The sequence below is a fragment of the Mycobacterium sp. 852013-50091_SCH5140682 genome (assembly GCF_001665685.1).
Taxonomy (GTDB): domain Bacteria; phylum Actinomycetota; class Actinomycetes; order Mycobacteriales; family Mycobacteriaceae; genus Mycobacterium.
Map to the genome: position 1 here is coordinate 1 of NZ_LZTB01000080.1, position 22,868 is coordinate 22,868.

Consider the following 22,868-nt stretch of genomic DNA (forward strand, 5'->3'; position numbering starts at 1 on the left):
GGGCCTACTCGGCGGCTAAGGGCGGGTTGACGGCGTTGACCACGCACATCGCATGTCAATACGGTGCTCAGGGAATCCGGTGCAATGCCGTCGCCCCCGGGGTTACCGTGACCCCCATGGTGGCCACCCGGCTCGAAGACGAGAGATTCCGCAAGATCAACACCGAGATGACACCGCATCAGCGGCTCGGCCGGGTCGAAGACATCGCGGCGACGGTGGCGTTCCTCTGTTCGGACGGAGGCAGCTTCATCAACGGGCAGACCATCGTCGTCGACGGCGGCTGGAGCTCGACCAAGTATCTGTCCGAACGCGCGTTGACCTCGGAATGGGTTGAGCGGTGAACCTTTTCGACGTCTTGGAGCAGGCCGCGGCACGGTTCGGTGATCGGGGTGCGGTGTTCTGCGGTGAACGCCGACTCAGCACATGGTCGCAGTTGCGCGAGCGGGCGCTCCGACTCGCGGCGTCGCTGCAGCGGCATGCAGAGCGCGGCAGCAGGATCGCGGTGGCCAGCGAAAACCGGCCGGAGATCGTGGAACTCATGTTCGCCATCTGGGCCGCCGAGTGCGTCTTCGTCCCCATCAACTACAAGCTGCATCCCCGGGAGATGGCCGACATCGTCGCCGATTCCGGGGCGTCGCACGTCTTCGCGTCGCGCAAGATCGCGGCAGGCCTGAGTCCGGGCGTGCCGGTCGAGGTCATCGGGTCCGACGCGTACACCGGGCGATTCGATGCCGAGCCCACCACGCCACCCGACACCGACCCGGCCGCCGTGGCTTGGCTGTTCTACACCAGCGGCACCACCGGAAAATCCAAGGGCGCCATGCTCTCCCATCGCAACCTCATGGCGATGACGGTGTCGCACCTCGCAGACATCGACGACCCGGACGAGAACTGCAGCCTGATCCACGGTGCCCCGATGTCGCACGGATCGGGCCTGTACGTCGCGCCGTACGTGCTGCGCGGGGCCCGGCAAGTGGTCCCGGAATCCGGCGTCTTCGATCCGGCAGAGTTCCTGGATCTGTGCGCTCACCACCCGGGCTCGTCGGCGTTCCTGGCGCCGACCATGATCCAGCGGCTCGTCGAGACCGGCCGTCGCGCACCACAATCCCTGCGCACCATCGTCTACGGCGGCGGCCCCATGTATGTCGACAGCATGCGGAGGGCCCTCGACGCGTTCGGTCCGGTGTTCGCCCAGATCTACGGTCAGGGTGAATCGCCCATGACCATCACCGGGTTACGCCGGGCCGATCATCACGACGCGGACGACGCCGTGCTGGGCTCCGTCGGCTACGCGCGCTCGGGGATGCACGTCGCGGTGCTGCGCAGCAATGGCAGCCCGGCCGAGGTCGGCGAGATCGGCGAAATCGTGTGTCGCGGCGACGCCGTCATGTCGGGTTATTGGAACAACCCGACGGCCAGCGCCTCGACGCTCAAGGACGGCTGGCTCTACACCGGCGACATGGGTTCGTTCGACGAGCACGGCTACCTCACCCTGCGCGACCGGTCCAAGGACGTGGTGATCAGCGGCGGTAGCAACATCTATCCGCGCGAAGTGGAAGAGGTGCTGCTGACCCATCCCGGGGTTGCCGAGGCCTGCGTCGTGGGCGTCCCCGACCCCGACTGGGGCGAGATCGTGGTGGCGTTCATCGTCGGCGATGCCGACGCGAGCGCGCTCGACACGCATCTGCTGGAGCGCATCGCACGGTTCAAGCGGCCGAAGCGGTACGAGTTCGTCGACGCGCTGCCCAAGAACAGCTACGGCAAGGTGCTCAAACGGGAGCTGCGGGAGCGCCTCATCCAGGGGATGGCGCCCAAGTCGTGACCGGAATACCATTATGTGATCTGAATCACACGCCTCAGACGTGAGGAGGCGGGGCAATGGCCGCAATGACCACACATTTCCCGCGCCAGAAGGCGCCATGCGGGCGCATGGCAGAAGGCGATCACCACGTCGAGAGTGATGACGACGGCCTCAGCTACGACGACCTCAGATTCTCGTGCGGCTGCCGCGAGAGCAGGCATGTCTATCACGACGGCTGCGTAGCCATCCGCACCGTGAGACATGACGGGAAGGTGCTGCGAGACGAGCGCTGTGGAGAGCATGAGGCCTTCGAAGTGTGAGACGCAGCTATGACGGCCTCGTACAACATCGTGGTGATCGGCGGGGGCGGGGCTGGTCTGCGCGCCGCGATCGCCATCGCCGAAACGGACCCGAAGCTGACGATAGCCATCGTGTCCAAGGTGTATCCGATGCGCAGCCACACCGTCTCGGCCGAAGGTGGCGCAGCGGCCGTCGTCGGCGCTGACGACACCCTTGACGAGCACGCCTACGACACCATCTCCGGTGGCGACTGGCTGTGCGATCAGGATGCGGTGGAGGCGTTCGTCGCCGAAGCACCACGCGAGCTGCTGCAGCTCGAACACTGGGGCTGCCCGTGGAGCCGTACCGACGACGGGCACATCGCCGTGCGAGCGTTCGGCGGCATGCGGAAACTCCGCACCTGGTTTGCCGCCGACAAGACCGGATTTCACCTGTTACACACCCTCTTTCAGAGGGTGTTGAGCTATCCGGACATCGTCCGCTACGACGAGTGGTTCGCCACCACCCTGCTGGTCGACGACGGCGTGGTGCGCGGGCTCGTCGCCATCGAATTGGCCACCGGCAGAATCGAAACCATCCTCGCCGACGCGGTCATCATCTGCACCGGAGGTTGCGGACGGGTGTTCCCGTTCACCACGAACGCCAACATCAAGACCGGCGACGGGATGGCACTGGCATTTCGGGCCGGCGCACCGCTGAAGGACATGGAATTCGTCCAGTACCACCCGACGGGTCTGCCGTTCACCGGGATCCTCATCACCGAAGCGGCCCGCGCAGAGGGTGGTTGGCTGCTGAACAAGGACGGTTACCGGTATCTGCAGGACTACGACCTGGGCACCCCGACACCCACGCCGAAGCTCCGCAGCATGGAGCTCGGCCCCCGTGACCGCCTGTCGCAAGCGTTCGTTCACGAACTCGACAAGGGACGCACCGTCGAAACCCCTTATGGCCCAGTCGTCTACCTCGACCTACGGCACCTCGGCGCGGACCTCATCGACACCAAACTGCCCTTCGTACGGGAACTGTGCCGCGACTACCAGCACGTCGACCCGGTCACCGAGCTGGTCCCCGTGCGTCCGGTGGTGCACTACATGATGGGCGGTGTACACACCGACATCCACGGTCGCACACCGGTTTCCGGTCTGTACGCAGCGGGCGAGACCGCCTGCGTGAGCATCAACGGCGCCAACCGGCTCGGCTCCAACTCCCTTCCCGAACTGTTGGTGTTCGGGGCCCGCGCGGGTCACGCCGCCGCGGAGTACGTCAGGCAGACGCATTCCAACTCAGCCGCGGTGGACGCTGCGGCCCGCACCGAAGAACACCGGCTGCAGCGCGAGCTGCAGCGCCACGGCGACGGCACCGACCGGATCGCCGACATCCGGACCGAGATGCAGACCGTGCTGGAGACCGCCGCCGGCATCTACCGCGACGGGCCCACGCTGACCCGGGCCGCCGAACAGATCCGGGACCTGCAGGAGCGGTTCGCCGTCGCGGGCCTCGACGATCACAGCCTCACCTTCAACACCGAGCTCACCGGGCTGCTCGAACTGTCCGGGATGCTCGACATCGCGCAAACCATCGTCGAATCGGCGTTACACCGCACGGAATCCCGAGGCGCGCACCAACGCACGGACTTCCCCGGCCGCGATGACGACCAGTTCCTGGCGCACAGCCTGATTCACCGGAAGCCAGACGGTTCGGCACGCGTCGACCTGCTGCCGGTCACGATCACGCGTTGGCCGCCGGGCGAGCGCGTGTACGGGAGGTGAGATGACATGTCCGAGACGACCACGGACCGAATTGTCATGGAAGTGGCCCGCTATCGGCCGGGCACCGACACCAAACCCGTGCTGCAGTCCTACGAGGTGCCGGTCACGCGGGAATGGGCTGTGCTCGACGGGCTCAACTACATCAAGGACCGACTCGACGGGACGCTGAGCTTCCGGTGGTCGTGCCGCATGGGCATCTGCGGCAGTTGCGGGATGACCATCAACGGCGATCCCAAGCTGGCCTGCGCGACCTTCCTGGTCGACTACCTACCGGGCCCGGTGCGGGTCGAACCCATGCGCAACTTCCCGGTGATCCGCGATCTCGTGGTCGACATCAGCGATTTCATGACCAAACTGCCCAAGGTCAAACCCTGGATCATCCGCGACGACGAACAGCCTCCGGACCGTGAATACCTGCAGACGCCAACCGAAATGGCGGAGTACAAACAATTCAGCATGTGCATCAACTGCATGCTGTGCTACTCGGCCTGCCCCGTGTATGCACTGGACCCGGTGTTCCTCGGCCCCGCTGCGATCGCGCTCGGTCAGCGCTACAACCTCGACTCGCGCGACGACGGCGCAGCGGATCGCGCCGACGTGCTGGCCGCCGCCGACGGGGCGTGGGCGTGCACGTACGTTGGTGAATGTTCGGCGGCGTGCCCCAAGGGTGTCGATCCCGCGGGCGCCATCCAGCGCTACAAGCTCACGGCGGCAACACATTCCGTCCGAGACCTGGTACTGCCGCGGGGTGCCCGATGACCACCGGCGCCTATCGCCAACCGGTGCCTCGGTTCTGGTGGGCGAAACGCCGGTCGTATCTGACGTTCATGCTGCGTGAGCTCAGTTGCGTGGCTGTCGCATGGTCCGTCGTATTCCTGCTGACCGGCGTGGCCGCCGTCGCAGGTGGCGACTACCGCGGTTTCCTGGACTTCTCCGCACACCCGGCGGTGGTGCTGGTGAACGTCGTCGCGCTGGCTTTCCTGCTGCTGCACGCCGTCACCTGGTTCGACCTGGCACCGCGCGCGATGGTCATCCATCTGCGCGGGCGGCGCGTCCCGTCGAGGGCAGTGCTGGCGGGGCACTACGCCGCGTGGCTGGTGGTCTCGGCCGTCGTCGTGTGGCTGGTGCTGCGATGAAAACCTCGACGCGCCGCACACCCGAGCCGTACTTCTGGCTGCTGTTCTCCGCAGGCGGCATGGCGGCCGCGTTGACGCTGCCGATCCTGATGTTGCTGTTCGGCGTGCTGCTGCCATTGGGTGTCGTCGATATCGACGCCGCGCATCTGGAGGCCGTGGTACGCCATCCGCTGACCAGGATTGTGCTGGCGGGAATCTTCGTGCTGGCGCTGTTCCACGCGGCGCACCGGTTCCGCTTCACCGTCGAGCACGGCTTGCAGCTGGGCCGGTTCGACCGGGCGATCGCGGTGTGTTGTTATGGCGCAGCGGCTTTGGGGTCGCTCGTAGTGCTGTGGATCGTGCTGACCTAGTTGCGCCATCAGTCTGCGCTGATCGCCTCGCTGATGTTCAGCCGCGCGGCACGCAGAGCGGGCGGTATCGCGCCGAGTAGACAGAGCGCGACCGCCGCGAATCCGATGACGACTACCGTCGGACCAGGTCGCCACGCAACGTCGATACTCAAAACGTTCGTGAGCGCCAAAGCGGTCAGATACTGGATGGCCATACCGAGCAGCAACCCGAGCAGTCCGCCGACGATGCCGACGCCTGCGGCTTCCGCCAGCACGGCGTTGACGGAGAATCTGCGGCTTGCCCCGGTGGCCCGCAGGGCACCGATCTCGCGGCGCCGGTCCAGTACCGACAGCATCAGGATGTTGAGCAGAGTGATGGCCGACACCACCACCACGATCCACGCGATGGCGGTGATGATCGCGATGACCTGATCAAGCGTGGTACTGATGCCTTCGAGCGCGTCGTGCCCGGAATAGACGAACGCCTCCGGCGCGACTGCGCGGCGCACCGCAGCCTGCACGACCCCGGGGTCTGCGCCCGGTGCGACGGAAACCTCCAGGTCACTGACGCCGGGCCGCTGAAACCAATTGCGCATGGAGTCCAAGCTCATCGCAATGGTTCCCGTCATCCCGGAGAAATACGGAATCAGCGCGAGTACCTGGGCGCGATGCGGGCCTGTCGGGGTCTGCAAGGTGATCTCGTCGCCCACCGACACCGCCATGGCCCGACCGATTTCCCGGGACAGCGCCACACCCTGCCCGGAGATCAGCTTCTCCCGGTCCGGATCGGACAGGGACGTGTAGATGTCGCGATGGGTGCCGGGAGCGATCCCGAGCAGCATCACTCTGGTGCCGCCGACGGTGGCGAAGGCCATCTGGTCCGGTACCACCCGCTCGACGCCGGGAACCGCGCGCACGATGGTCTCGGTGTCCGGCGGTAGCAGAGTCGAGGAGTAATCGGACGCCGGCGCGGAGCTGACCCAGACGTCGGCGGCGGCGACCGACGAGAACGATGCGACGGTGGACCGGACGGCGTCGTTGGTAGCGCCGGTGACGGCGACCGTGGTGACCACGGCTGTCAGAACGGTCATCAGCGCCACCCACATACGTTGCGGCGCTCGCTCGATATTCGCCGCAGCCAGCGCACCTGGGCTGCCGAACATGCGCGCCACAGCGGACGCGGCGGCGACGATCGGGCGCGACAAGGCGAAGCAGAGCGCGGCCGCACCGACGAATGCCAGGGCGATCGACGCGACGGCGACGCGGCCGAGATCGGCGGTGACCGTAACGATGGTGGCGCACACCATGATCGCGCCCACGGCTCCGGTGATGATCGACAGCCTGCGGTGGCTCGCCGCTGGTACCCGGGCGCCCGCGGGTACCAGCGCTTCGACCGGGGCGACGCTGTGCACTTGTCGCGCCGCGAAGGCCGCGGCGGTCACGCTGGCCGCCACGCATGCCGCTACGGTCAGCGGTATGACATAGGGCGCCAGCACGTATTCGACGCGCGTCTCCAGCGATTGCACCATCGTCGACGGCAGGTCGTCGATTGCCAGGCGGCCGATGACCACCCCCGCGACGGACCCGACGGACCCACCGGCGAAACCAACCACCGCGGCCTCGGTCAGCAGGTCGGCCACGATCATGCGCCGGCGGCCGCCGAGGGCCCGCATCGTGGAGATTGCCGGGCGGCGCTGCGCGATAGCGATGCTCATCGCGTTGTAACTGAGGAACCCGGCCACCACCAAGGACACCGACGCGGCCAACAGGGTCAACGCCTGCAGGATGGCAAATGAACTACTTGCTTGCGCGGCACGGAAACTGGGTGTCGCGACCACGGCGCGGCCGTCGATGGCCGCGGAGATGGCGGCACGCACGTGGGCTAGATCCGCCCCGGGTTTGGTGAACACGAGGATCGAGTCCAGTCGATTCTCTCGCCCCGAGATGTGCTGTGCGAGTTCGAGCGGCGCCATCACGAAGTGCCCGCCGTTGAGACGTTGTGCTGCCGGGCCCGAGACCACCGCGAGCACAGTAACGCGCGTCGAGCCGAGGTCGAGCTGGTCGCCGCGCGAGGCGCCGACGCTCGATCCGACGATGACGCCGTTGGGTCCCGACTCCGGCGGAGGCGCGTTCTTCAACTGCTCGAGAATCGCGGTCTGCAGGTCCGAATGCAGCGCTGACGAGTTCGGACCAATCCCCAGCAGTAACGCAGGCTGCGTGCCCACCTGAATCGGCCGGCGCGTCAAAGGCACAGCCGCGCTGACATTTTCGACCCCGGATACTGTGTCGAACAGGGTCTCATCAAAACCGTCCTCGGTGATACCCGATACCTCGAGGTTGGCGTCGCCGCCGATGCTTGCCGCCAGGCGATTGATCGAGCCGGTGATCGAGCCGGAGACACCCAGGACAGCGACGAGCAGTGCGGCCGAAACCGCAACCACCGCAACCGATGCCAGCGCACGTCCCCAGTGTGCGCGCAGCTCACGGACATTGATGACGCGGAAGCGACTCAAGGATGCGAATTGCACTGTGCTACAGAAAGTTTGCTGTCGGCTCCGGGATCAATCCGGGATCGGTCTCGGTGGCCATGTCGAATTTCAGGTCCCTGATCACGTCGGTCACCGCCTCGGTGAACGGTTTGTGCGCGTGACGCCCCGTACGGGGCTCCTCGTCGGTCAGCACGTCTGCCATCACGTTGCCGTCATGCAGTGTGATGACGCGATCGGTCGCAGCGGCGGCCTCCAGGTTGTGCGTCACCATCACCACCGCGCGCTCGTCGCCTTCGTGCGCAACATTCAAGAGCAACTGCAGGATCGTCGCGCCGGTGACCGAATCCAGGTTGCCGGTCGGCTCGTCGGCAAGGATCAGCGGAGGATCCATCACCAGGGCACGCGCCACCGCAACCCGCTGCATCTGGCCACCGGACAACTCCGACGGGCGATGGTCTGCCCGGCTGGACAGCCCGACGTGCGCGAGGAGTTCCATCGCTTTCGGGCGCACCGCGCGCAGCCGCTTGCCATCCAGTAACGCCGGTACGGCGACGTTCTCCCACACCGTCAGCGTGGGCAGCAGGTTGAAGAACTGGAAGATGAACCCGATCTTGTGGCGGCGGAAAGTGGACTGCTGATCGTCGTTCATCGTGCCGATCTCGTCGCCGTTGAAGCGCACGGACCCCGTGTCGGGACTGTCCAGTGCGCCGAGCAGATGCAGCAGCGTGGACTTGCCTGCGCCCGACGGGCCGACGATCGAGGTGAACTCGCCGCCACGGATCTGCAGGTCGATGCCGTCCAATGCGCGGACCGTCTGGCCACCGGCGCGGTACACGCGCACGACATCGGCCAGTTCGACACTCAGCGGCACAGCATCCCTTACGTCAGCAGAAGGGCTGAGAGAGGTTGGGAAGGCTTCGTCTGATCATGCAGTCCCGGATCTTCTGGCCCACTCGTCGGTTCCGTCCCATCGAGACGGTCAACACCGACGGTACGTGCGCATAGACGGCTTGGTTGTTCGGGGCGTCCATATGCGTGAAAGGCGGCGTGCCTGCCAGCGGAACGAGCGGGAGCCCGAGCACATCGCGCGCGGTCTTGACGACGGGCGCATCCAGGACGGCGACGAAGTGCTCGATGTCGTCGCGCATCGCTGCAGCGAACACGACGAGCATGACCTGCATATGAATGGAGGGCAGCAGACGGCGATAGCGCCGGGGTACCGCAGCCGTCGCGCCGTCCCAGCATCGGTCGAGGTCATTGATCCCGTGGTAGGCGGTGACATCCTCTATGGGAATGGCGATGGGGGCGATCGGAGACTTCACGCAGTCGTCGAGATCGACGATCGTTTTGAGGCCTGCAGGCGAATTGCGGATCATCCGCAGAACACCCGCCGGTGCCATCGCGCGGGTATCGATGGCCAGGAAGAACAGGCTGCCCTCTTCGTACGGTCCGTACTCCCGCCGCATGGTGGCGGCGTCGTTGCCCCAGGAGTCGAAGAACACCTCCCGCTCGAGTTGGCGGGCGATGTTGGCGAAAGGGTCGAGGCCCTGCACCTCGAAGCACGCAAACCGCGAACCACCCGCCCATTTGCGTGAAGCGAGAAACTCCCTGGTGAGCGCGTCACGTTCGGCGTCCGACAGGCCGTAGGCACATCCGCGTTCGTCGACTGACGTCTCAGGCACTATGTCGCGCCTATCCCGTTGACCATGGTCGACGGATTACATGCAACATCATCGCTCGAACGTGCTCCCTGATTTATCGCATCGATCATCGGGACTGCAGCGTCTCGATCAGACCTTCACTGACGGGTTGGCACAGACCATGCCATCTGATTTCTCGGCACACAATCGGAGGTAACTGCCTAGAAGCTGTGAACTCGGTGTGTACGAATCGATCGTCGAGCTGAGGACCTAGCGCGAAGAGACACGCGGGTCCCGTAACACCGGCGTGTCGCGGGACCGGCGTGTCTGCTCGGCGGGGAACTGCTTACGGGGCGTACAGGGCCTTGAATTTGTTCAGGGACTCCTGAATATCGCCCTTGAGGGCGGCCGCCACCACCATGCCGATGGGTCCGAACAATGCCGGACCACCGAGGTGCACGTCGAACGTGACGCTGGCGCCTTCACCGCTGTCGACCGGCGCAGGCTTGATCTTTCCGATCAGCTTGACCTTGACCCCGCCCCGGCCGTCACCGTTGAGGGTCAGCGACTGCGGCGGTTTGTAGTTGACGAGCGTCCACTGGACGCGGTTCAACATGCCCTTGACCTCGACGATCGAGTCGATGACGGTGCCCTTTTCCAGGGTCTCCGGCAGCTTCGACCGCCACGCCCGGTGAATGCTCAACCACTCGTCATACCGGGACAGATCGGAGGCGTACTCCCACGCTTTCTCGGGTGGGAGTGGAACATCAATGGAGACAGAAAGTTTCGCCATCGGTTACTGCGTCGGTTCGTCCTTGTGGATGGCGTTCTTGGCGGCATCCTGTGCCTTGTCCACAACGCCCGAGAACTTGCCCTCGGTCTTCTCGTCGACCATGTCGCCTGCCTTGTCGATCGCGGCTTCCACCTTGTCGGCGTTCTCTGCCAGCAGATCCTTGGCCTTGTCCAGGAAACTCATGTGCCCACCCTATCGCTTGAGATTCGGCTGAAACGCGGCACGCATTTCGGTGCCAGTCTGCCGCGCCTCAGCTATCTCCACAAGCGACGCCGTTCACCCAGTACAACGCCCTGTACCCACCACAGCACCTCGATGATTCCGGCACCGATCAGACCGATCCCGAGCGCCGTGGAGGTGACCTCTAGATTGGACGGATCCAGCATGAACAGGCGCTGGGCCAGCGGCAACGAGAAGATCACCACATACGCCAGGCCGGACCCCACGACGAGTGCCACCCGCCACCACTCATACGGTCGGGCCACCACCGAGAGTACCCACAGCGAGGACACCAGCAACGTGATCAGGGCCGCAGTGGACGCCTGCGTCTGCTCGATTTCCCCGGCCTCGCGACCCTGGTAGGCGATCAGATACGAGACAAAGGTGGCTATGCCCACCACGAGCCCCGACGGCAGGGCCGCGGTCATGACGCGACGCACGAAGCCGGGGTGCGCCCGCTCGGTGTTGGGTGCCAGCGACAGGATGAACGCCGGGATGCCGATGGTGAACCACGCCGCGATGGTGACGTGGATCGGCTGGAACGGGAACAGCAGCGGATCGGTGCCGAAGAACCGCGACGACAAACCGGCACCCGCCACCAGGATGGCCAGCAGCACCGAGTAAACGGTCTTGGTCAAGAACAGGTTCGACACCCGCTCGATGTTGCCGATCACCCGGCGTCCCTCACCGACCACATACGGCAGCGTCGCGAACTTGTTGTCCAACAGCACGATCTGCGCCACAGCCCGCGAGGCCGAGCTGCCCGAGCCCATCGCGACGCCGATGTCGGCATCCTTGAGCGCGAGCACGTCGTTGACGCCGTCGCCGGTCATCGCGACGTTGTGGCCGCGGGACTGCAGGGCATGCACCATCGCGCGCTTCTGATCGGGCCGCACCCGGCCGAACGTCGTGTACTCCTCAAGCGTGTCGGCCAGTTTCTCGGGTTCCTCGGGAAGCCGGCGGGCATCCATGGTCTCGCCGTGCAGGCCGAGCGTGGCGGCCACCGCGCCCACCGACACGGCGTTGTCCCCGGAGATCACCTTGACCGTGACATGTTGCGAGGCAAAGTATTCCAGGGTGTCGCGGGCATCGGGCCGCACGCGTTGCTCCAGCACCACCAGCGCGGCCGGGGTGACGGTCCCCGGGGCTCGGGCATCGTCCACCGGCAGGTCGGATGACCCGAGCAGCAGCACCCGCAGGCCCTGTGCACCGATCTGCTCGGCCTCTTCGGCGACCGGAGAAGCCGGGTCCAGCAACACATCCGGGGCGCCGATGACCCAGTTGCCGTGCTCGCCGTAGGACGAACCGCTCCATTTGGTCGCCGACTTGAACGGTGCCGTCGCGTTGGCCGTCCATCCCGGCGGCATCCGGTACGCCTCGCCGATGGCGGCCATGCTGGCGTTGGGCCTGGCATCGTCGGCGGCGAGCTGGGCCAGAACCTCCGCGACATCATCGGTGCCGAGCCTCTTCAGATCGCTGACCCGCATACCGTTCTCGGTCAGCGTCCCGGTCTTGTCGGCGCAGACGACATCCACCCGCGCGAGCCCCTCGATCGCGGGCAGCTCGTTGACCAGACACTGTCGCCGACCCAACCGCACCACGCCGACCGCGAACGCGATCGACGTCATCAGTACCAGGCCCTCGGGGACCATCGGCACCAGCGCACCGACCATGCGCAGGATCGCGTCGTGCCAGTCGGCGCGGGTGGTGAACAGCTGCGTGTAGATGGTCAACAGCCCAGCGGGCACCAGCAGATAGGTGATGAACTGCAGGATCTTGTTGATGCCGTTGCGCAGTTCGGATTTGACCAGGGTGAACTTGGACGCCTCTTCGGCGAGCTTGGCGGCGTAGGCCTCGCGCCCGACCTTGGTGGCCCGGTAGGCGCCACTGCCCGCCACCACGAAGCTGCCCGACATGACCGTGTCGCCGACGTGCTTGACGATCGGGTCGGCCTCGCCGGTGAGCAGGGACTCGTCGACCTCGAGATTGGCCTCCTCGAGCACCTCGCCGTCGACCACGATCTGATCACCCGGACCCAATTCGATGATGTCGTCGAGCACGACCTCACTGGGCGCCAAGGGCATGCTTCTGGATTGCCTGCGCACCTTGGGTTTCGCCTGCCCGACGATGGCCAGCTTGTCCAGGGTCTGCTTGGCCCGCAGCTCCTGGATGATGCCGATGGCGCTGTTGGCGATGATCAACAACCCGAACGCGCCGTTGATCACCGATCCGGTGGACAGCACGATGAGGAACAGCACACCGAGGATCGCGTTGATGCGGGTGAAGACGTTGCCCCGCACGATTTCCGAGACGCTGCGCGCAGCGCGGGTCGGCACGTCGTTGGTCTTGCCCTCGGCGACCCGCTGGGCGACTTCGGCATCGGTCAGCCCTGCGGCTGTCATGGTCGTCATCGGTACTGTCTCTCTTCGCGCAAGCGGCTCATCGGGTGAAAGTCCCTGTCCTGTCCTCGTCGTAGTATTCGAGCGTCAGCTTGTCACCGGCGAACGTCGCCTTGGAAACCGTTCCGGGCGGGGCGTTCTCGGTGACGAACATGAAGGTGAAGACGTCACCGTCCCAATGGTCGAGCGGAACCCACAGCTTCGACCCGAGCGCCAGCATCAGCTTGCCGTCGGCTTCGGTGACGGTAGCGGGACCCCAGTAGTCGTTGCGGTAGACGCCGGTGTAGGCCGAAAGGGGTTTGGCGGGAGCCGGATTGGCCGGCGGTCGGTCGCCGACGAGAGCTCCGTCGGGGGCATCCATCGGTGCGAACGCGTTGGCGTAGAGCTTGCGCCAGTCCTCGCGGACCTCTCCGAACTGCACCAGGTCGGCGAACTCGGCGGTCAGTGTCTCCGGGATACCCACTGGCGTGGAGTTGGTCAGCGCGACGATGGCGACGTCCGCGGACGGGATGATGAGGAAGTTGGTGGCCGCACCGAGGTCGAACCCTCCGGAATGGCTGAGCTGCATGCGGGCCGCCGAGGTCGAGTTGACGTTGAACCCGTAGCCGTAGAAACCGGACCGCATGGCCGCTTCGGTGGCCGGGGCGGAGACGGCCTGCGGCGTGACGGCCGGCAACAGCGCCTTGCCGTCGACGATCTGATGGCCCTCGAAGCTGCCGTTGGCCAGCACCATCGTCAACCAGCGGGCCATGTCGTTGACCGACGAGCTGACCCCACCGGCCGGGGACTGCGCGTCGGCGTCACGCACATAGTCGGGCTGGTACCGGTCTCCGATCCGGATGTGCCCGACAGCGCGGTCGGGCCGGGCTGCGTAATCGGCGAAACGTGAGCTCGTCGCGTTCATCCCCAGCGGGCGGTACAGCACGTCCTGGGACAGGTCCTCCCAGCTCTTGCCCGCTGCGGCGGCGACCGCCTCGGCGCCTGCGGTCAAACCGAAGTTGGTGTAGGCGTATGAGGTCCGAAACGACGCCAACGGCAGCATGCGCAGCTTGTCGAGGACCGCCCGGCGGTCGTAACCCAGGTCTTCGAGTCGGTCTCCGGCGTGATCGGGCAGCCCGGACCGGTGGGCGAACATGTCGCCGACGGTGACCATGCGAGTGATGGTCGGATCGGACAGCGCGAACCACGGGAGCTTCGAGACGACCGGGGTGTCCCAGTCGATCGCTCCGACCCCGACCTGGTGCGCGACGACCGTGGCCGACAGTGATTTGGACAGCGACGCCAGTTGAAACACCGTATCGGCGTCGACCCGGTTGTCTGGACCGTCGCCTCTGCGGACATCCCGCACGCCGAAGCCCTTGGCGTACACGGTCTTTCCTCCGTGCACCACGGCCACCGCGAGGCCGGGTATGCCCGACGAGCGCATGAGCTCGTCGGCGATGCCGTCCAGCTTGTCCACCGCCTTGGCGACGGCATCGTCCGGCAGCGGCAAAGCCGGCACCAGCGGTGGCGGCACATCGCTGAGGTGTTGGGCGGGTGGCGGCGATCCGGTGCAGCCTGTGATCAGCGCCAGGCCGAACGCGAGGCCGGCGAACGCGCGAAAGGTGTTCACAGCAGGCGAGTATGCCCGCAAATCTGCGGGCATTCGGGGCAATGGCGTTACAGCTGCCACCACGGGTCCAGCGCGGGCGACTGGTGGTCGACCCGCTGGCCCGGCCGTGGCACCGCCACCTGGACCCCTGCCGGATCGGCAGCGGCCAGCAACCGCTGCACCGGCTCGGCCCACGGATGCGGCGCCAGCCGGAACGTGGCCCAGTGGACCGGCACCAGCAGCCCGGACTCCGTGATGTCCAGGTGCGCGCGCACCGCCTCCTCCGGGTTCATGTGGATGTCCGGCCAGGCCGGGTGATAGGCGCCGATCGGCAACAGGGTGAGATCGAAAGGCCCATGGTCCGAACCGATCTCGGCGAAACTCTTGGTGTAGCCGGTGTCGCCGCCGAAGAACGCGCGGCGCCGGGGCCCGGCGATCACCCAGGACGCCCACAGCGTGGTGTTGCGGCGCAGCGTGCGGCCCGAGAAGTGCCGGGCCGGCGTGCACACCAGCGTGAGCTCACCGATGCGATGGCTTTCGTTCCAGTCCAGTTCGACGATGCGCGCCTCCGGGATGCCCCACTTGCGCAGGTGCGCGCCGATCCCGAGCGGCACCACGAACGGTGCGCGCTGCGTCCGGGCCAACCCGATGACCGTGTCGATGTCGAGATGGTCGTAGTGGTCGTGGCTGATGAGCACCGCGTCGATCGCGGGCAGTTCGTCCAAGGCCAGGGGCGGTTCATGCAGCCGCTGCGGACCGACGACCCGCGACGGTGAGCAGCGTTGACTCCAGATCGGATCCGCCAGCACCCGGTACCCGTCGATCTCGACAAGCGCGCTGGAGTGGCCGTACCACGACACCGCGCACTCCCCCGCGGGGCCGTCCTCCGGGTCGGCCAGCGGGATCGGGCCGCCGGGCCAGCTCGCGCCCCGTGAACCGATCATCTCCCGCAGCAGCAGGCGACGCTCCTCGCGGCCCAGGCTGATGCCCGGCGACGCCGGCTCGATGTTGACGAACGCGCCGCCGGTGTACTGCGGCGACCGCTGGGCGACCGGGCGGATCGCTCGCGGGCCGGCGCCCACGGCCGCCGAGGTGCCGCTGAACGCACGCACCAGCCAGCCGCCGGCGAGCAGCGAGGCCGACCGGACGCCGAACCGCAGCGCAGCGCGCAGCACCTCAGGCCCCGGTGAAGTTCGGCGGCCGCTTCTGCAGCCGGGCCACCTGCGCCTCGATGACGTCGTTGCTGGACCACGCCTTGTCGAAGAGCTCCTTGTGCTCGGGCCACTGGTCTTCGTAAGCACCGTCGTCGTTGAGCACCCGCTTGGCGTGCTGCAGGGCCAGCGGCGCGAACCCGGCGATCTCAGCGGCCCAGGCCTGCGCGTCGGCCAGCGTGCCGATGCGGTTGGCCATACCGGTCTGCAGCGCGGTTTCGGCGGTGAGCTTCTCGGCGGTGAGCAGCATGCCACGGGCCCGGCCGTAGCCGACCAGCGACGTCAACCGGCGGATACTCCAGTTATCAAGGGCCAGACCATATTTGGCGACGGGAAACTGGAAGTACGCGCTGGGGTCCACCACGCGCAGATCGCAGATCATCGACAGGATCACCCCGGCGCCGATCGCCGGGCCGTTGATGGCGCCGATGACGGGCACCGGGGTCTTGTCGATCGCGAGGTTCAACGCCAGCGCCTTGTCCGGCAGCTTCTCGGCCATGCCCGTCGCGTCGGTCAGATCTGCGCCCGAACTGAACACATGCCCAGCACCGGTCAGCACGATCGCGCGGACATCCTCAGTGGCGGCCTTCTCCACTGCTTCGCGCAGGCTGTCGACGAGTTCGCAGTTCAGCGCGTTGCGCCGCTCCGGGCGCTGCAGTTCCAGGGTCAGGACATTGCCGTCCCGGGTGACACCAATCATGTCGCCAGCCTATATACGCTCACCCTGTGAGTCGTGCCGTGGCACTACGTGACGCTGTCCTGGATACCGGGTCGTTCCGCAGCTGGGACGGCCCTCCGCTGCAGGTAGCCACATCCGAGTCCTACCGATCCGAACTGGACGCAGCAGCTGCCCGCAGCGGCCTCGATGAGTCGGTGATCACTGGTGAAGGCACCGTGTTCGGCCGCCGCGTCGCGGTCCTGGCCTGCGAGTTCGACTTCCTCGCCGGGTCGATCGGGGTGGCCGCCGCCGAACGCATCACCGCTGCGGTCGCACGGGCGACCGCCGAGGGACTGCCGTTGCTGGCCTCGCCGAGTTCGGGTGGCACCCGGATGCAGGAGGGCACGGTCGCGTTCCTGCAGATGGTCAAGATCGCCGCGGCGGTCGAGCTGCACAAGCGGGCCCACCTGCCCTACATCGTCTATCTGCGCCACCCCACGACCGGCGGGGTGTTCGCGTCGTGGGGATCGCTTGGCCACGTCACCGCCGCAGAACCGGGCGCGCTGATCGGGTTCCTCGGCCCCCGCGTCTACGAGCAGCTCTACGGCGAGAAGTTCCCGTCAGGTGTGCAGACCGCGGAGAACCTGTTCGAGCACGGCGTCATCGACGGCGTCGTGCCGGTCGAGGCGCTGCGCTCGGTGCTGCACCGCACCCTGACGGTGATGTGCGACTCCCCCGGAGCCCCGCCGCCCGAACCGCCGCCTGCGGCGCCGCGCGACGTGCCGGCCTGGGACTCGGTCACCGCGTCACGCCGGTCCGACCGGCCCGGTGCCGAGTACGTGCTGAAGCACGGTGCCACCGATCGGGTGCTGCTGTCGGGAACCGGTGGAGGTTCGGGGCAGATGCTGCTGGCGCTGGCCCGCTTCGGCGGGCAGCCCGCCGTCGTGCTCGGCCAGCAGCGCATCGGCATGGTGGGCCCCGCAGCGCTGCGGGAGGCCCGACGCGGTATGGCGCTGGCCGCCGACCTGCGCCTGCCGCTGGTGTCGATGATCGATACCGCAGGCCCGGCGCTGTCGGCCGAGGCCGAGCAGGGTGGGCTGGCCGGCGAGATCGCCCGCTGCCTGGCCGAATTGGTGACGCTGGACGTGCCGACGGTGTCGGTGCTGCTCGGCCAGGGCAGCGGCGGACCGGCGCTGGCGATGGTGCCCGCCGACCGCGTGCTGGCCGCCGCCAACGGCTGGCTGGCTCCCCTGCCACCGGAGGGAGCCAGCGCCATCGTCTTCCGCGATACCCGACACGCCCCGGAACTGTCTGCCGCACAAGGCATCCGGGCTGCCGACCTGCTGCGCAACGGCATCGTCGACGCCATCGTGGCCGAGCAGCCCGATGCCGCAGACGAACCCGAGGAGTTCACCGCGCGCCTGTCGGCGAGCATCGCCGGCGAACTGCACCGGCTGCGCACGGTGCCCGATGCCGAACGGATCGGCATGCGGCTGCACCGCTACCGGCGGATCGGCTTGCCGGGCTGACGTTCGCGTTCGTGACGCAGTGGCATCCTGGGGTGGTGGAGCCGATGCTGCAGTTCGCCGGAAATTTCTGGTGGCTGATCTTTCCGCTCGGCGGCGCGATCGGTGGCGGGATCAAGGCGGTCGCCGCGGCCAACGAACGCCGCGCCGAGCGGCGGCTGGAGCGCTACCGGATCAAGCAGCAGACCAAGATCGAGCTGGCCCGCGCCGCGGGCAGCGCGAAGATGACGGACGCCGCCGCGCAGCGGGAACTCAAGAAGCTGCTCGAACAGCACGACAGCACCAATGCCCGGTGGCTGGACTACGAGATGGACATCGCCAAGCTGCTGGATTTCCCGCTGATGACCGACATGCGGGAGCCGCTGACCATCGCGTTCCACAAGGCGCGCAGCCGCGCCGAGTGGCTGCGTCCCGACAAACTCGACGACATGCTCGGCGACCGCGAGGCCCAATTGGAGTATCGCGATGCCGTGCACGAGTACACCTCGGCATTCGACGTCGCCGAGGCCGAGGCGATCCGGCGACGCCGCAGCGACTTCTCCCCCGAAGACCAGGAACGGCTGGGCCGCGCGCAGCAGCTGCTCAGGCTGGCCTCCGACGCGGCGGCCACCCCGCAGGAGCGGCAGAACGCCTACAGCAAGGCGCAGCGGGAACTCGCCGGGTTGTTCGTGCTCCCGGCCACCGCGCGGGCGGCCATCGAGCGGGGCATCGCGGGCGAATTGGAAGCCTGAGAGCCGTCAGGCCAGCGCCAGCGCCGTGAGCAACGCCGCCGCGGTGACCAGGTCCAGCGGCAAGCGCAACAGGCTGTGCCGCGTCCAGCGCAGCGCGGCAGCCTCGTCGACCTCGACCGGGTCGGCCTTCTCGAAGGCGACCGCCTTTGGCACGAAGTAGAGCAGCGTCCAGATCCGCATCACCGCGTGGCTCACCAGGGCCACCAGCAGCGCGGTCCGGACCGCGGTATCGCCCCAGGCGGCGACGACCGCGACGACGACAACCAGTTCGAAGAGGCTGTGTGCCGGGATCCAGAACCGCCGACGGGAGATGCCGCCGTTGCGGGCCTGGATGATGCCGGGCCGCCGCGGCCAGGCCGGATCGACCACCAGGGTTTCGTAGAGGCCGCCGCCCACGAGTACACAGGCGAGCAGCGTTGCGACAGCGATCAGGACGAGTGCCGGGATCCCCACGCATTCCGATTATCCAGCGAGATGGCGTCGAGCGAGCGGTGCCGAGTGCGGTACGCCAGCACCACGGCGGCGATCACGACCTCGACCAGCGCCAACGCGGTCGCCATCGCCATCGGGTCCACGGCGGCCGATGGCGCCGAGGGGATACCCACGCCGTGGTGATGCGCAGGCATCGGCGTGTGCAGCGCGATCATCGCGAGGTTCATCAGGGCCACCGCACACCACACACCCAGAGACCCGCGCAGCCACAAATCCCGCGCGCAGAACAGGCACGCGATCATCATCGCGACCATGGCGGCCATCATCGCGGGGTTGGCCGCATGGCCCAGCAGCACGCCGTGCAGAGCCGCCGAGCAGGCGGCCAGCACGGCGCACGCCCGCCGTCCGAGGACAGCGGGCGTGCGACCGATGGACATGACCTAATCCTCGCAGCAGTGCGACTTCGGTGCGGCCGGAACGTTCAGAGCGGGATTTCGATCGAAGAACGACACCGGCTTGAGCTTGAACCCGGCATAGTCCACCGGCATCACCGGCCAGTCCTCGGGCCGCGGGAAGTGCGTCAGCCCGAAGGTGTGCCACAGCACGACGTCCTCATTCTCGATATTGCGGTCGCCGGCGACGAATGCCGGCAGACCATCCCCGCCCGGGTGCTGGTTGACCAGGTGACCGGCCGGGTACCGCTGGGCCGGATCGTATTTCGTCACCCACAGGTGCTTGGTGGTGAACGCGGCCCGCGCCGCCACCGAGCTCGACGGGTCGGCCAACAGCGTGGGCTGCCCTTCCGGGTACAGCGCGTAGGAGACGTTCTGGCCCAGTCGGTTCTGCTTGTTCGGGTTGACGATGTGCCAGACGCGGGCCTTGAGATTGTCGGCGGTACGCATCGCTCCCAACTCGTGGGTCAGCTTCGTCTTCTGCTGCGTGAACCCGTTGCCCCACGGGTTGTCGGGGCCCATCGGCGCGGCGACCGCGTCGACCTCCTCGACGGTGTTGGCATGCCCGTCGACGGCCATGTCCAGCCGGGCCGAGAAGAGGTGCTGGTGATACGGCGCACCCAGCCCGGGCGCCAGCTCCGACGCAAATTGGTCGGGTGCCCGGTAGCCCGAGGCGAACACGACACCCGTGGCCTTGACCTCCATCTCGATGGTGCCGTCGAGGTAGAGGTACCAGTAGAAGCCGTAGTCGTAATTGCCGATGGTCAGAAAGAACGAGATCACCAGCCGCCGCGACCGGCGGACCTCGGACATGCCGTTGAACATGTCGACGTGCTTCCACAGCACGCCGTAATCCTCCTCGTGCAGGCAGATGGCATTCTTGATCAGCCGGGGCTCGCAGTGCTCGTCGGCGATGGTGACGTCGAAGTACTTGATCTCGCCGAGGCAATCGCAGCCCAGCTCAAGGGAATTCGTGTAGCGGCCGAACATGTACTCGCCCTGGTCGAAGTAATTGATCCAGTACCTCGACGGCGACGGGTGCGCGTACGGGACCACCATCTCGGCGATCGACGCGCGGTAGATCACCGGGCGCTCGGCATCGCCGTCCTTGAGCGAGAGCTGGTGCAGCGTCAGCCCTTCCCGGATGTCGAACCCGAACCTGAATGACCAGTCCGCCCAGGTGATCTTGTTGCCGTCGACAGTGAAGCTGGGGCCCTCGGGCTGCGTGATCTCGATGGGCTTGAGGTCGGTGCGGGTCGGTGTCGCGTGCGGTGCGGCATCCCACTCCGACCGCTCACTGGGGAACGGCAGCTCATCGTGATCGACGACCGACATGACCGACTTCGCCGTGAGGTCGATATGGGCGACGACGCCGTCGATCGGGTGTCCCCACGGCAGGTCGGCCTCATCGAACTGGTAGAAGCCCAGCACCCGTGCGACGCGCTTGCCCACCTCGTCCTCATGGCCGAATGCCCCGGCGGACAACGGAAGTGCACGCACCTTCTCCGGTTCCAGGCCGCGCTTGCGCATCGCGGCCAGCCATTCGTCGCACTGCAGCAGGATCGCCTCGACATCGCCGAATTCCTCGTCGAGAACCGGAACCTGGCCGTCGGTCACCGGATCGACGTCGTGGCGGTACACGATCTGCCCTTCGGTGATCGACACGATCAGGTCGGTGCCCTGACCGCTGTCGCGGTCCAACATGATGACCCTGGCGCGCCGCTCGATCGGATCGCCTGGCGTGAACGACAGCACGACGCTCTTGTGCGGTTCCTCCAGGGCGGCGTAGACGAACCGGCCGCTCTCGCCCAGCAGTCCGTTCTCGTCGATGATGCGGCGCACAGCGCGGATCTCGTCGGCGCTCAGCGGGGTCAGCGGGTGATCGGGGGCGGTGGTCTTCCGAGTGGGTTCCAGCGTTGCGGTCATCGTGCGATCTCCTTTGCGATATCAGGGTTTTCGTCTTGTTGCGTGCCGGCGTGTGGGCGCATGACCGCGACCACGATGCCGCCGAGGAAGGCGCCGACCAGCAGGACGCCGATGATGGCGGCCAGGGTGTCGGACCCGCCGACGAGCAGTGGCAGATTCACCGCGGTCATCACGGAAAGCACTGCCAGCCCGGCGAATCCGAGCAGCGGGGCGATCAGGGTGTTCCACGGCCGGGTGTCCAGGCGGGTGCGGCGGAAGTACACGACGACGGCTGCCGAGGTCACCGTCATCAGCACCACGATGCCCACCGAAGCGGCGCCGACGAACCAGGTGAACACCTGCGTCACCGGATCAAGGCCGGCCGCGACCGAGGCGGCCACCAGCACCAGCGCCGACACGGTCTGCACGGCCGAGGCGATGTGCGGGGAGTCGTGGCGCAGATGTGAGCGACCGCACCGCTCGGGCAGCGCCCGGGTGTTGCCCAGCGAGAAGATGTAGCGGGCCAGCACGTTGTGGAAGGACAGCAGTGCGGCGAAAAGGCTTGTGATGAGGAAGATCTGGACCAGGTCTCCGGCCACCGCACCGACATAGCGGGTCGCGGTCTCGGTGAGCATCGTGGCCGGATTGTTGGTCGCCTCGGTGACGGCATCGGCGTCGCCCCACGCGGAGACCAGGGCCCAGCTGGACAGCGCGTAGAACCCGCCGATGACCAGCAGCGCCACATAGGTGGCCCGCGGGATGGTGCGGGCCGGATCGCGGGCCTCGTCGCGGAACACCGCCGTGGCCTCGAACCCGATGTAGCCTGCCAGCGCGAAGATCAGCGCGATGCCGGGCGCGCCCGCGAAGAAGTTGCCCGGGTGCAGCACCGCGGTCGACAGGCCCGACGCGCCGCCGTGGCCGATCACCGCGCCGTTGATCACCAGGACGATGCCGACCTCGCAGACCAGCAGAACACCCAGAACCTTGCCGGACAGTTCGATGTGCCGGTAGCCGAGGAATCCGGTGATGCCCATCATCACCAGGGCGTAGACGTACCACGGCACCGACGGGCCGCCGTGGCTGGTGACGAGTTCGTTGAGGGACGCGCCGATGTAGCCGTACACCCCGCCTTGTACGGCGGTGTAGGACAGCAGGGCCAGGAACGCCGCGCCGAGACCGGCGTGACGGCCGAACCCGTGCGCGATGTAGGTGTAGAAGGCACCGGCACCGGGGACGTGCCGCGCCATCGCGGTGAAACCGACGGCGAACAACAGCAGCACGACGGTGCATACGCCGTAGGACGCCGGGAACGCGGCCCCGTTGCCCGCGGCGATGCCGATCGGGAAGGTGCCGGCGACCACGGTGAGCGGCGCGGCCGCCGCGACCACCATGAACACGATGGCGGTGGGACCGAGCTTGCCCGCCAGTCGGTGGGCCTGATGCCCGGCGGCGACGCTGGGAGTCAGAACTGCGTCAGTTGACATGGC

21 protein-coding genes and 1 pseudogene are annotated in these 22,868 nt (G+C 67.0%); 9 read left to right on the forward strand and 13 right to left on the reverse strand.

Features of this window, described 5'->3' with window-relative positions:
• From A5784_RS21840 to frdD, 7 genes are all read left to right on the forward strand, one after another.
• On the forward strand, window positions 1-341 hold a 341-nt coding region (locus tag A5784_RS21840), incomplete at its 5' end, for an SDR family NAD(P)-dependent oxidoreductase (RefSeq protein WP_156750703.1).
• Entirely contained in the window at window positions 338-1,822 is a 1,485-nt protein-coding gene (locus A5784_RS21845; protein ID WP_064946990.1) for an acyl-CoA synthetase, read from the forward strand. The genes A5784_RS21840 and A5784_RS21845, both read left to right, overlap by 4 nt.
• Window positions 1,823-1,878: 56 nt before the next feature.
• Window positions 1,879-2,121: a hypothetical protein gene (locus A5784_RS21850; protein WP_082945002.1), complete on the forward strand. Its 243-nt coding sequence runs from the start codon at window positions 1,879-1,881 to the stop codon at window positions 2,119-2,121.
• A gap of 9 nt (window positions 2,122-2,130) precedes the next feature.
• Complete coding sequence (gene frdA / locus A5784_RS21855) at window positions 2,131-3,870, forward strand: fumarate reductase (quinol) flavoprotein subunit (protein WP_064946991.1); 1,740 nt, start codon at window positions 2,131-2,133, stop codon at window positions 3,868-3,870.
• A gap of 6 nt (window positions 3,871-3,876) precedes the next feature.
• Window positions 3,877-4,629, forward strand: a complete 753-nt coding sequence (locus tag A5784_RS21860; RefSeq protein ID WP_064946992.1) for a succinate dehydrogenase/fumarate reductase iron-sulfur subunit — start codon at window positions 3,877-3,879, stop codon at window positions 4,627-4,629.
• Entirely contained in the window at window positions 4,626-5,006 is a 381-nt protein-coding gene (locus A5784_RS21865) for a succinate dehydrogenase/fumarate reductase transmembrane subunit (protein WP_064946993.1), read from the forward strand. Before A5784_RS21860 ends, A5784_RS21865 begins: the two co-directional genes overlap by 4 nt.
• Window positions 5,003-5,356: a fumarate reductase subunit FrdD gene (gene frdD / locus A5784_RS21870; protein WP_064946994.1), complete on the forward strand. Its 354-nt coding sequence runs from the start codon at window positions 5,003-5,005 to the stop codon at window positions 5,354-5,356. The genes A5784_RS21865 and frdD overlap by 4 nt, the downstream gene beginning before the upstream one ends.
• An 8-nt stretch (window positions 5,357-5,364) precedes the next feature.
• Here frdD and A5784_RS21875 read toward each other — a convergent pair whose 3' ends face one another.
• The 9 genes and pseudogenes from A5784_RS21875 to A5784_RS21915 all read right to left on the reverse strand — a co-directional run bounded on the left by A5784_RS21875 (window position 5,365) and on the right by A5784_RS21915 (window position 16,377).
• On the reverse strand, window positions 5,365-7,848 hold the full coding sequence (locus tag A5784_RS21875; RefSeq protein WP_082945009.1) for an FtsX-like permease family protein: 2,484 nt from the start codon (window positions 7,846-7,848) through the stop codon (window positions 5,365-5,367).
• A 163-nt stretch (window positions 7,849-8,011) separates the two neighbouring features.
• A pseudogene (locus tag A5784_RS21880) lies at window positions 8,012-8,689 on the reverse strand (ABC transporter ATP-binding protein); the annotation flags it as partial.
• Window positions 8,690-8,708: 19 nt separating this feature from the next.
• Window positions 8,709-9,506 carry a hypothetical protein gene (locus A5784_RS21885; RefSeq protein WP_064946997.1) on the reverse strand — a complete coding sequence of 266 codons (798 nt, stop codon included), beginning with the start codon at window positions 9,504-9,506 and terminating at the stop codon, window positions 8,709-8,711.
• Window positions 9,507-9,810: 304 nt separating this feature from the next.
• Window positions 9,811-10,257 (reverse strand): type II toxin-antitoxin system Rv0910 family toxin, encoded by a 447-nt coding sequence (locus tag A5784_RS21890; RefSeq protein WP_064946998.1) that lies wholly within the window; start codon window positions 10,255-10,257, stop codon window positions 9,811-9,813.
• A gap of 3 nt (window positions 10,258-10,260) precedes the next feature.
• Window positions 10,261-10,440, reverse strand: coding sequence for an antitoxin (locus A5784_RS21895; RefSeq protein ID WP_064946999.1), 180 nt, complete (start codon window positions 10,438-10,440; stop codon window positions 10,261-10,263).
• Window positions 10,441-10,511: 71 nt separating this feature from the next.
• Window positions 10,512-12,887, reverse strand: a complete 2,376-nt coding sequence (locus A5784_RS21900) for a cation-translocating P-type ATPase (RefSeq protein ID WP_064947000.1) — start codon at window positions 12,885-12,887, stop codon at window positions 10,512-10,514.
• A 28-nt stretch (window positions 12,888-12,915) separates the two neighbouring features.
• Entirely contained in the window at window positions 12,916-14,520 is a 1,605-nt protein-coding gene (locus A5784_RS21905) for a serine hydrolase (protein ID WP_082945003.1), read from the reverse strand.
• Window positions 14,521-14,534: 14 nt separating this feature from the next.
• Window positions 14,535-15,641, reverse strand: a complete 1,107-nt coding sequence (locus tag A5784_RS21910) for an MBL fold metallo-hydrolase (RefSeq protein WP_064947002.1) — start codon at window positions 15,639-15,641, stop codon at window positions 14,535-14,537.
• A gap of 1 nt (window position 15,642) precedes the next feature.
• Window positions 15,643-16,377 carry an enoyl-CoA hydratase gene (locus tag A5784_RS21915; RefSeq protein ID WP_064947003.1) on the reverse strand — a complete coding sequence of 245 codons (735 nt, stop codon included), beginning with the start codon at window positions 16,375-16,377 and terminating at the stop codon, window positions 15,643-15,645.
• A gap of 26 nt (window positions 16,378-16,403) precedes the next feature.
• Here A5784_RS21915 and A5784_RS21920 point away from each other — a divergent pair, with 26 nt between their 5' ends.
• Both A5784_RS21920 and A5784_RS21925 read left to right on the forward strand, forming a co-directional pair.
• Window positions 16,404-17,864, forward strand: coding sequence for a carboxyl transferase domain-containing protein (locus tag A5784_RS21920; RefSeq protein WP_064947004.1), 1,461 nt, complete (start codon window positions 16,404-16,406; stop codon window positions 17,862-17,864).
• A gap of 44 nt (window positions 17,865-17,908) precedes the next feature.
• Window positions 17,909-18,592, forward strand: coding sequence for a hypothetical protein (locus tag A5784_RS21925; RefSeq protein WP_197514836.1), 684 nt, complete (start codon window positions 17,909-17,911; stop codon window positions 18,590-18,592).
• Between the two features lie 6 nt (window positions 18,593-18,598).
• Here the strand turns inward: A5784_RS21925 and A5784_RS21930 are convergent, their stop codons facing one another.
• Genes A5784_RS21930 through A5784_RS21945 form a run of 4 tightly spaced genes read right to left on the reverse strand, consistent with a single transcriptional unit; the run spans window position 18,599 to window position 22,865 of the window.
• Window positions 18,599-19,045 carry a hypothetical protein gene (locus A5784_RS21930; RefSeq protein ID WP_064947006.1) on the reverse strand — a complete coding sequence of 149 codons (447 nt, stop codon included), beginning with the start codon at window positions 19,043-19,045 and terminating at the stop codon, window positions 18,599-18,601.
• Window positions 19,021-19,461 carry a hypothetical protein gene (locus tag A5784_RS21935; protein ID WP_064947007.1) on the reverse strand — a complete coding sequence of 147 codons (441 nt, stop codon included), beginning with the start codon at window positions 19,459-19,461 and terminating at the stop codon, window positions 19,021-19,023. Before A5784_RS21935 ends, A5784_RS21930 begins: the two co-directional genes overlap by 25 nt.
• Window positions 19,462-19,464: 3 nt before the next feature.
• On the reverse strand, window positions 19,465-21,402 hold the full coding sequence (locus tag A5784_RS21940; RefSeq protein ID WP_064947008.1) for a primary-amine oxidase: 1,938 nt from the start codon (window positions 21,400-21,402) through the stop codon (window positions 19,465-19,467).
• The gene (locus A5784_RS21945; protein WP_064947009.1) at window positions 21,399-22,865 is read right to left on the reverse strand and encodes an APC family permease; all 1,467 of its coding nucleotides are present in this window, start codon (window positions 22,863-22,865) and stop codon (window positions 21,399-21,401) included. The genes A5784_RS21940 and A5784_RS21945 overlap by 4 nt, the downstream gene beginning before the upstream one ends.
• Window positions 22,866-22,868: the final 3 nt, after the last annotated feature.

Excerpts from the sequence above, each read along its gene's own strand:
- A5784_RS21850 (WP_082945002.1), top strand. The coding sequence starts at position 1,879 with ATGGCCGCAATGACCACACATTTCCCGCGCCAGAAGGCGCCATGCGGG.
- frdA (WP_064946991.1), top strand. The coding sequence starts at position 2,131 with ATGACGGCCTCGTACAACATCGTGGTGATCGGCGGGGGCGGGGCTGGT.
- A5784_RS21860 (WP_064946992.1), top strand. The coding sequence starts at position 3,877 with ATGTCCGAGACGACCACGGACCGAATTGTCATGGAAGTGGCCCGCTAT.
- A5784_RS21865 (WP_064946993.1), top strand. The coding sequence starts at position 4,626 with ATGACCACCGGCGCCTATCGCCAACCGGTGCCTCGGTTCTGGTGGGCG.
- frdD (WP_064946994.1), top strand. The coding sequence starts at position 5,003 with ATGAAAACCTCGACGCGCCGCACACCCGAGCCGTACTTCTGGCTGCTG.
- A5784_RS21890 (WP_064946998.1), bottom strand. The coding sequence starts at position 10,257 with ATGGCGAAACTTTCTGTCTCCATTGATGTTCCACTCCCACCCGAGAAA.
- A5784_RS21895 (WP_064946999.1), bottom strand. The coding sequence starts at position 10,440 with ATGAGTTTCCTGGACAAGGCCAAGGATCTGCTGGCAGAGAACGCCGAC.
- A5784_RS21900 (WP_064947000.1), bottom strand. The coding sequence starts at position 12,887 with ATGACGACCATGACAGCCGCAGGGCTGACCGATGCCGAAGTCGCCCAG.
- A5784_RS21905 (WP_082945003.1), bottom strand. The coding sequence starts at position 14,520 with ATGCCCGCAGATTTGCGGGCATACTCGCCTGCTGTGAACACCTTTCGC.
- A5784_RS21915 (WP_064947003.1), bottom strand. The coding sequence starts at position 16,377 with ATGATTGGTGTCACCCGGGACGGCAATGTCCTGACCCTGGAACTGCAG.
- A5784_RS21925 (WP_197514836.1), top strand. The coding sequence starts at position 17,909 with ATGCTGCAGTTCGCCGGAAATTTCTGGTGGCTGATCTTTCCGCTCGGC.
- A5784_RS21935 (WP_064947007.1), bottom strand. The coding sequence starts at position 19,461 with ATGTCCATCGGTCGCACGCCCGCTGTCCTCGGACGGCGGGCGTGCGCC.
- A5784_RS21940 (WP_064947008.1), bottom strand. The coding sequence starts at position 21,402 with ATGACCGCAACGCTGGAACCCACTCGGAAGACCACCGCCCCCGATCAC.
- A5784_RS21945 (WP_064947009.1), bottom strand. The coding sequence starts at position 22,865 with ATGTCAACTGACGCAGTTCTGACTCCCAGCGTCGCCGCCGGGCATCAG.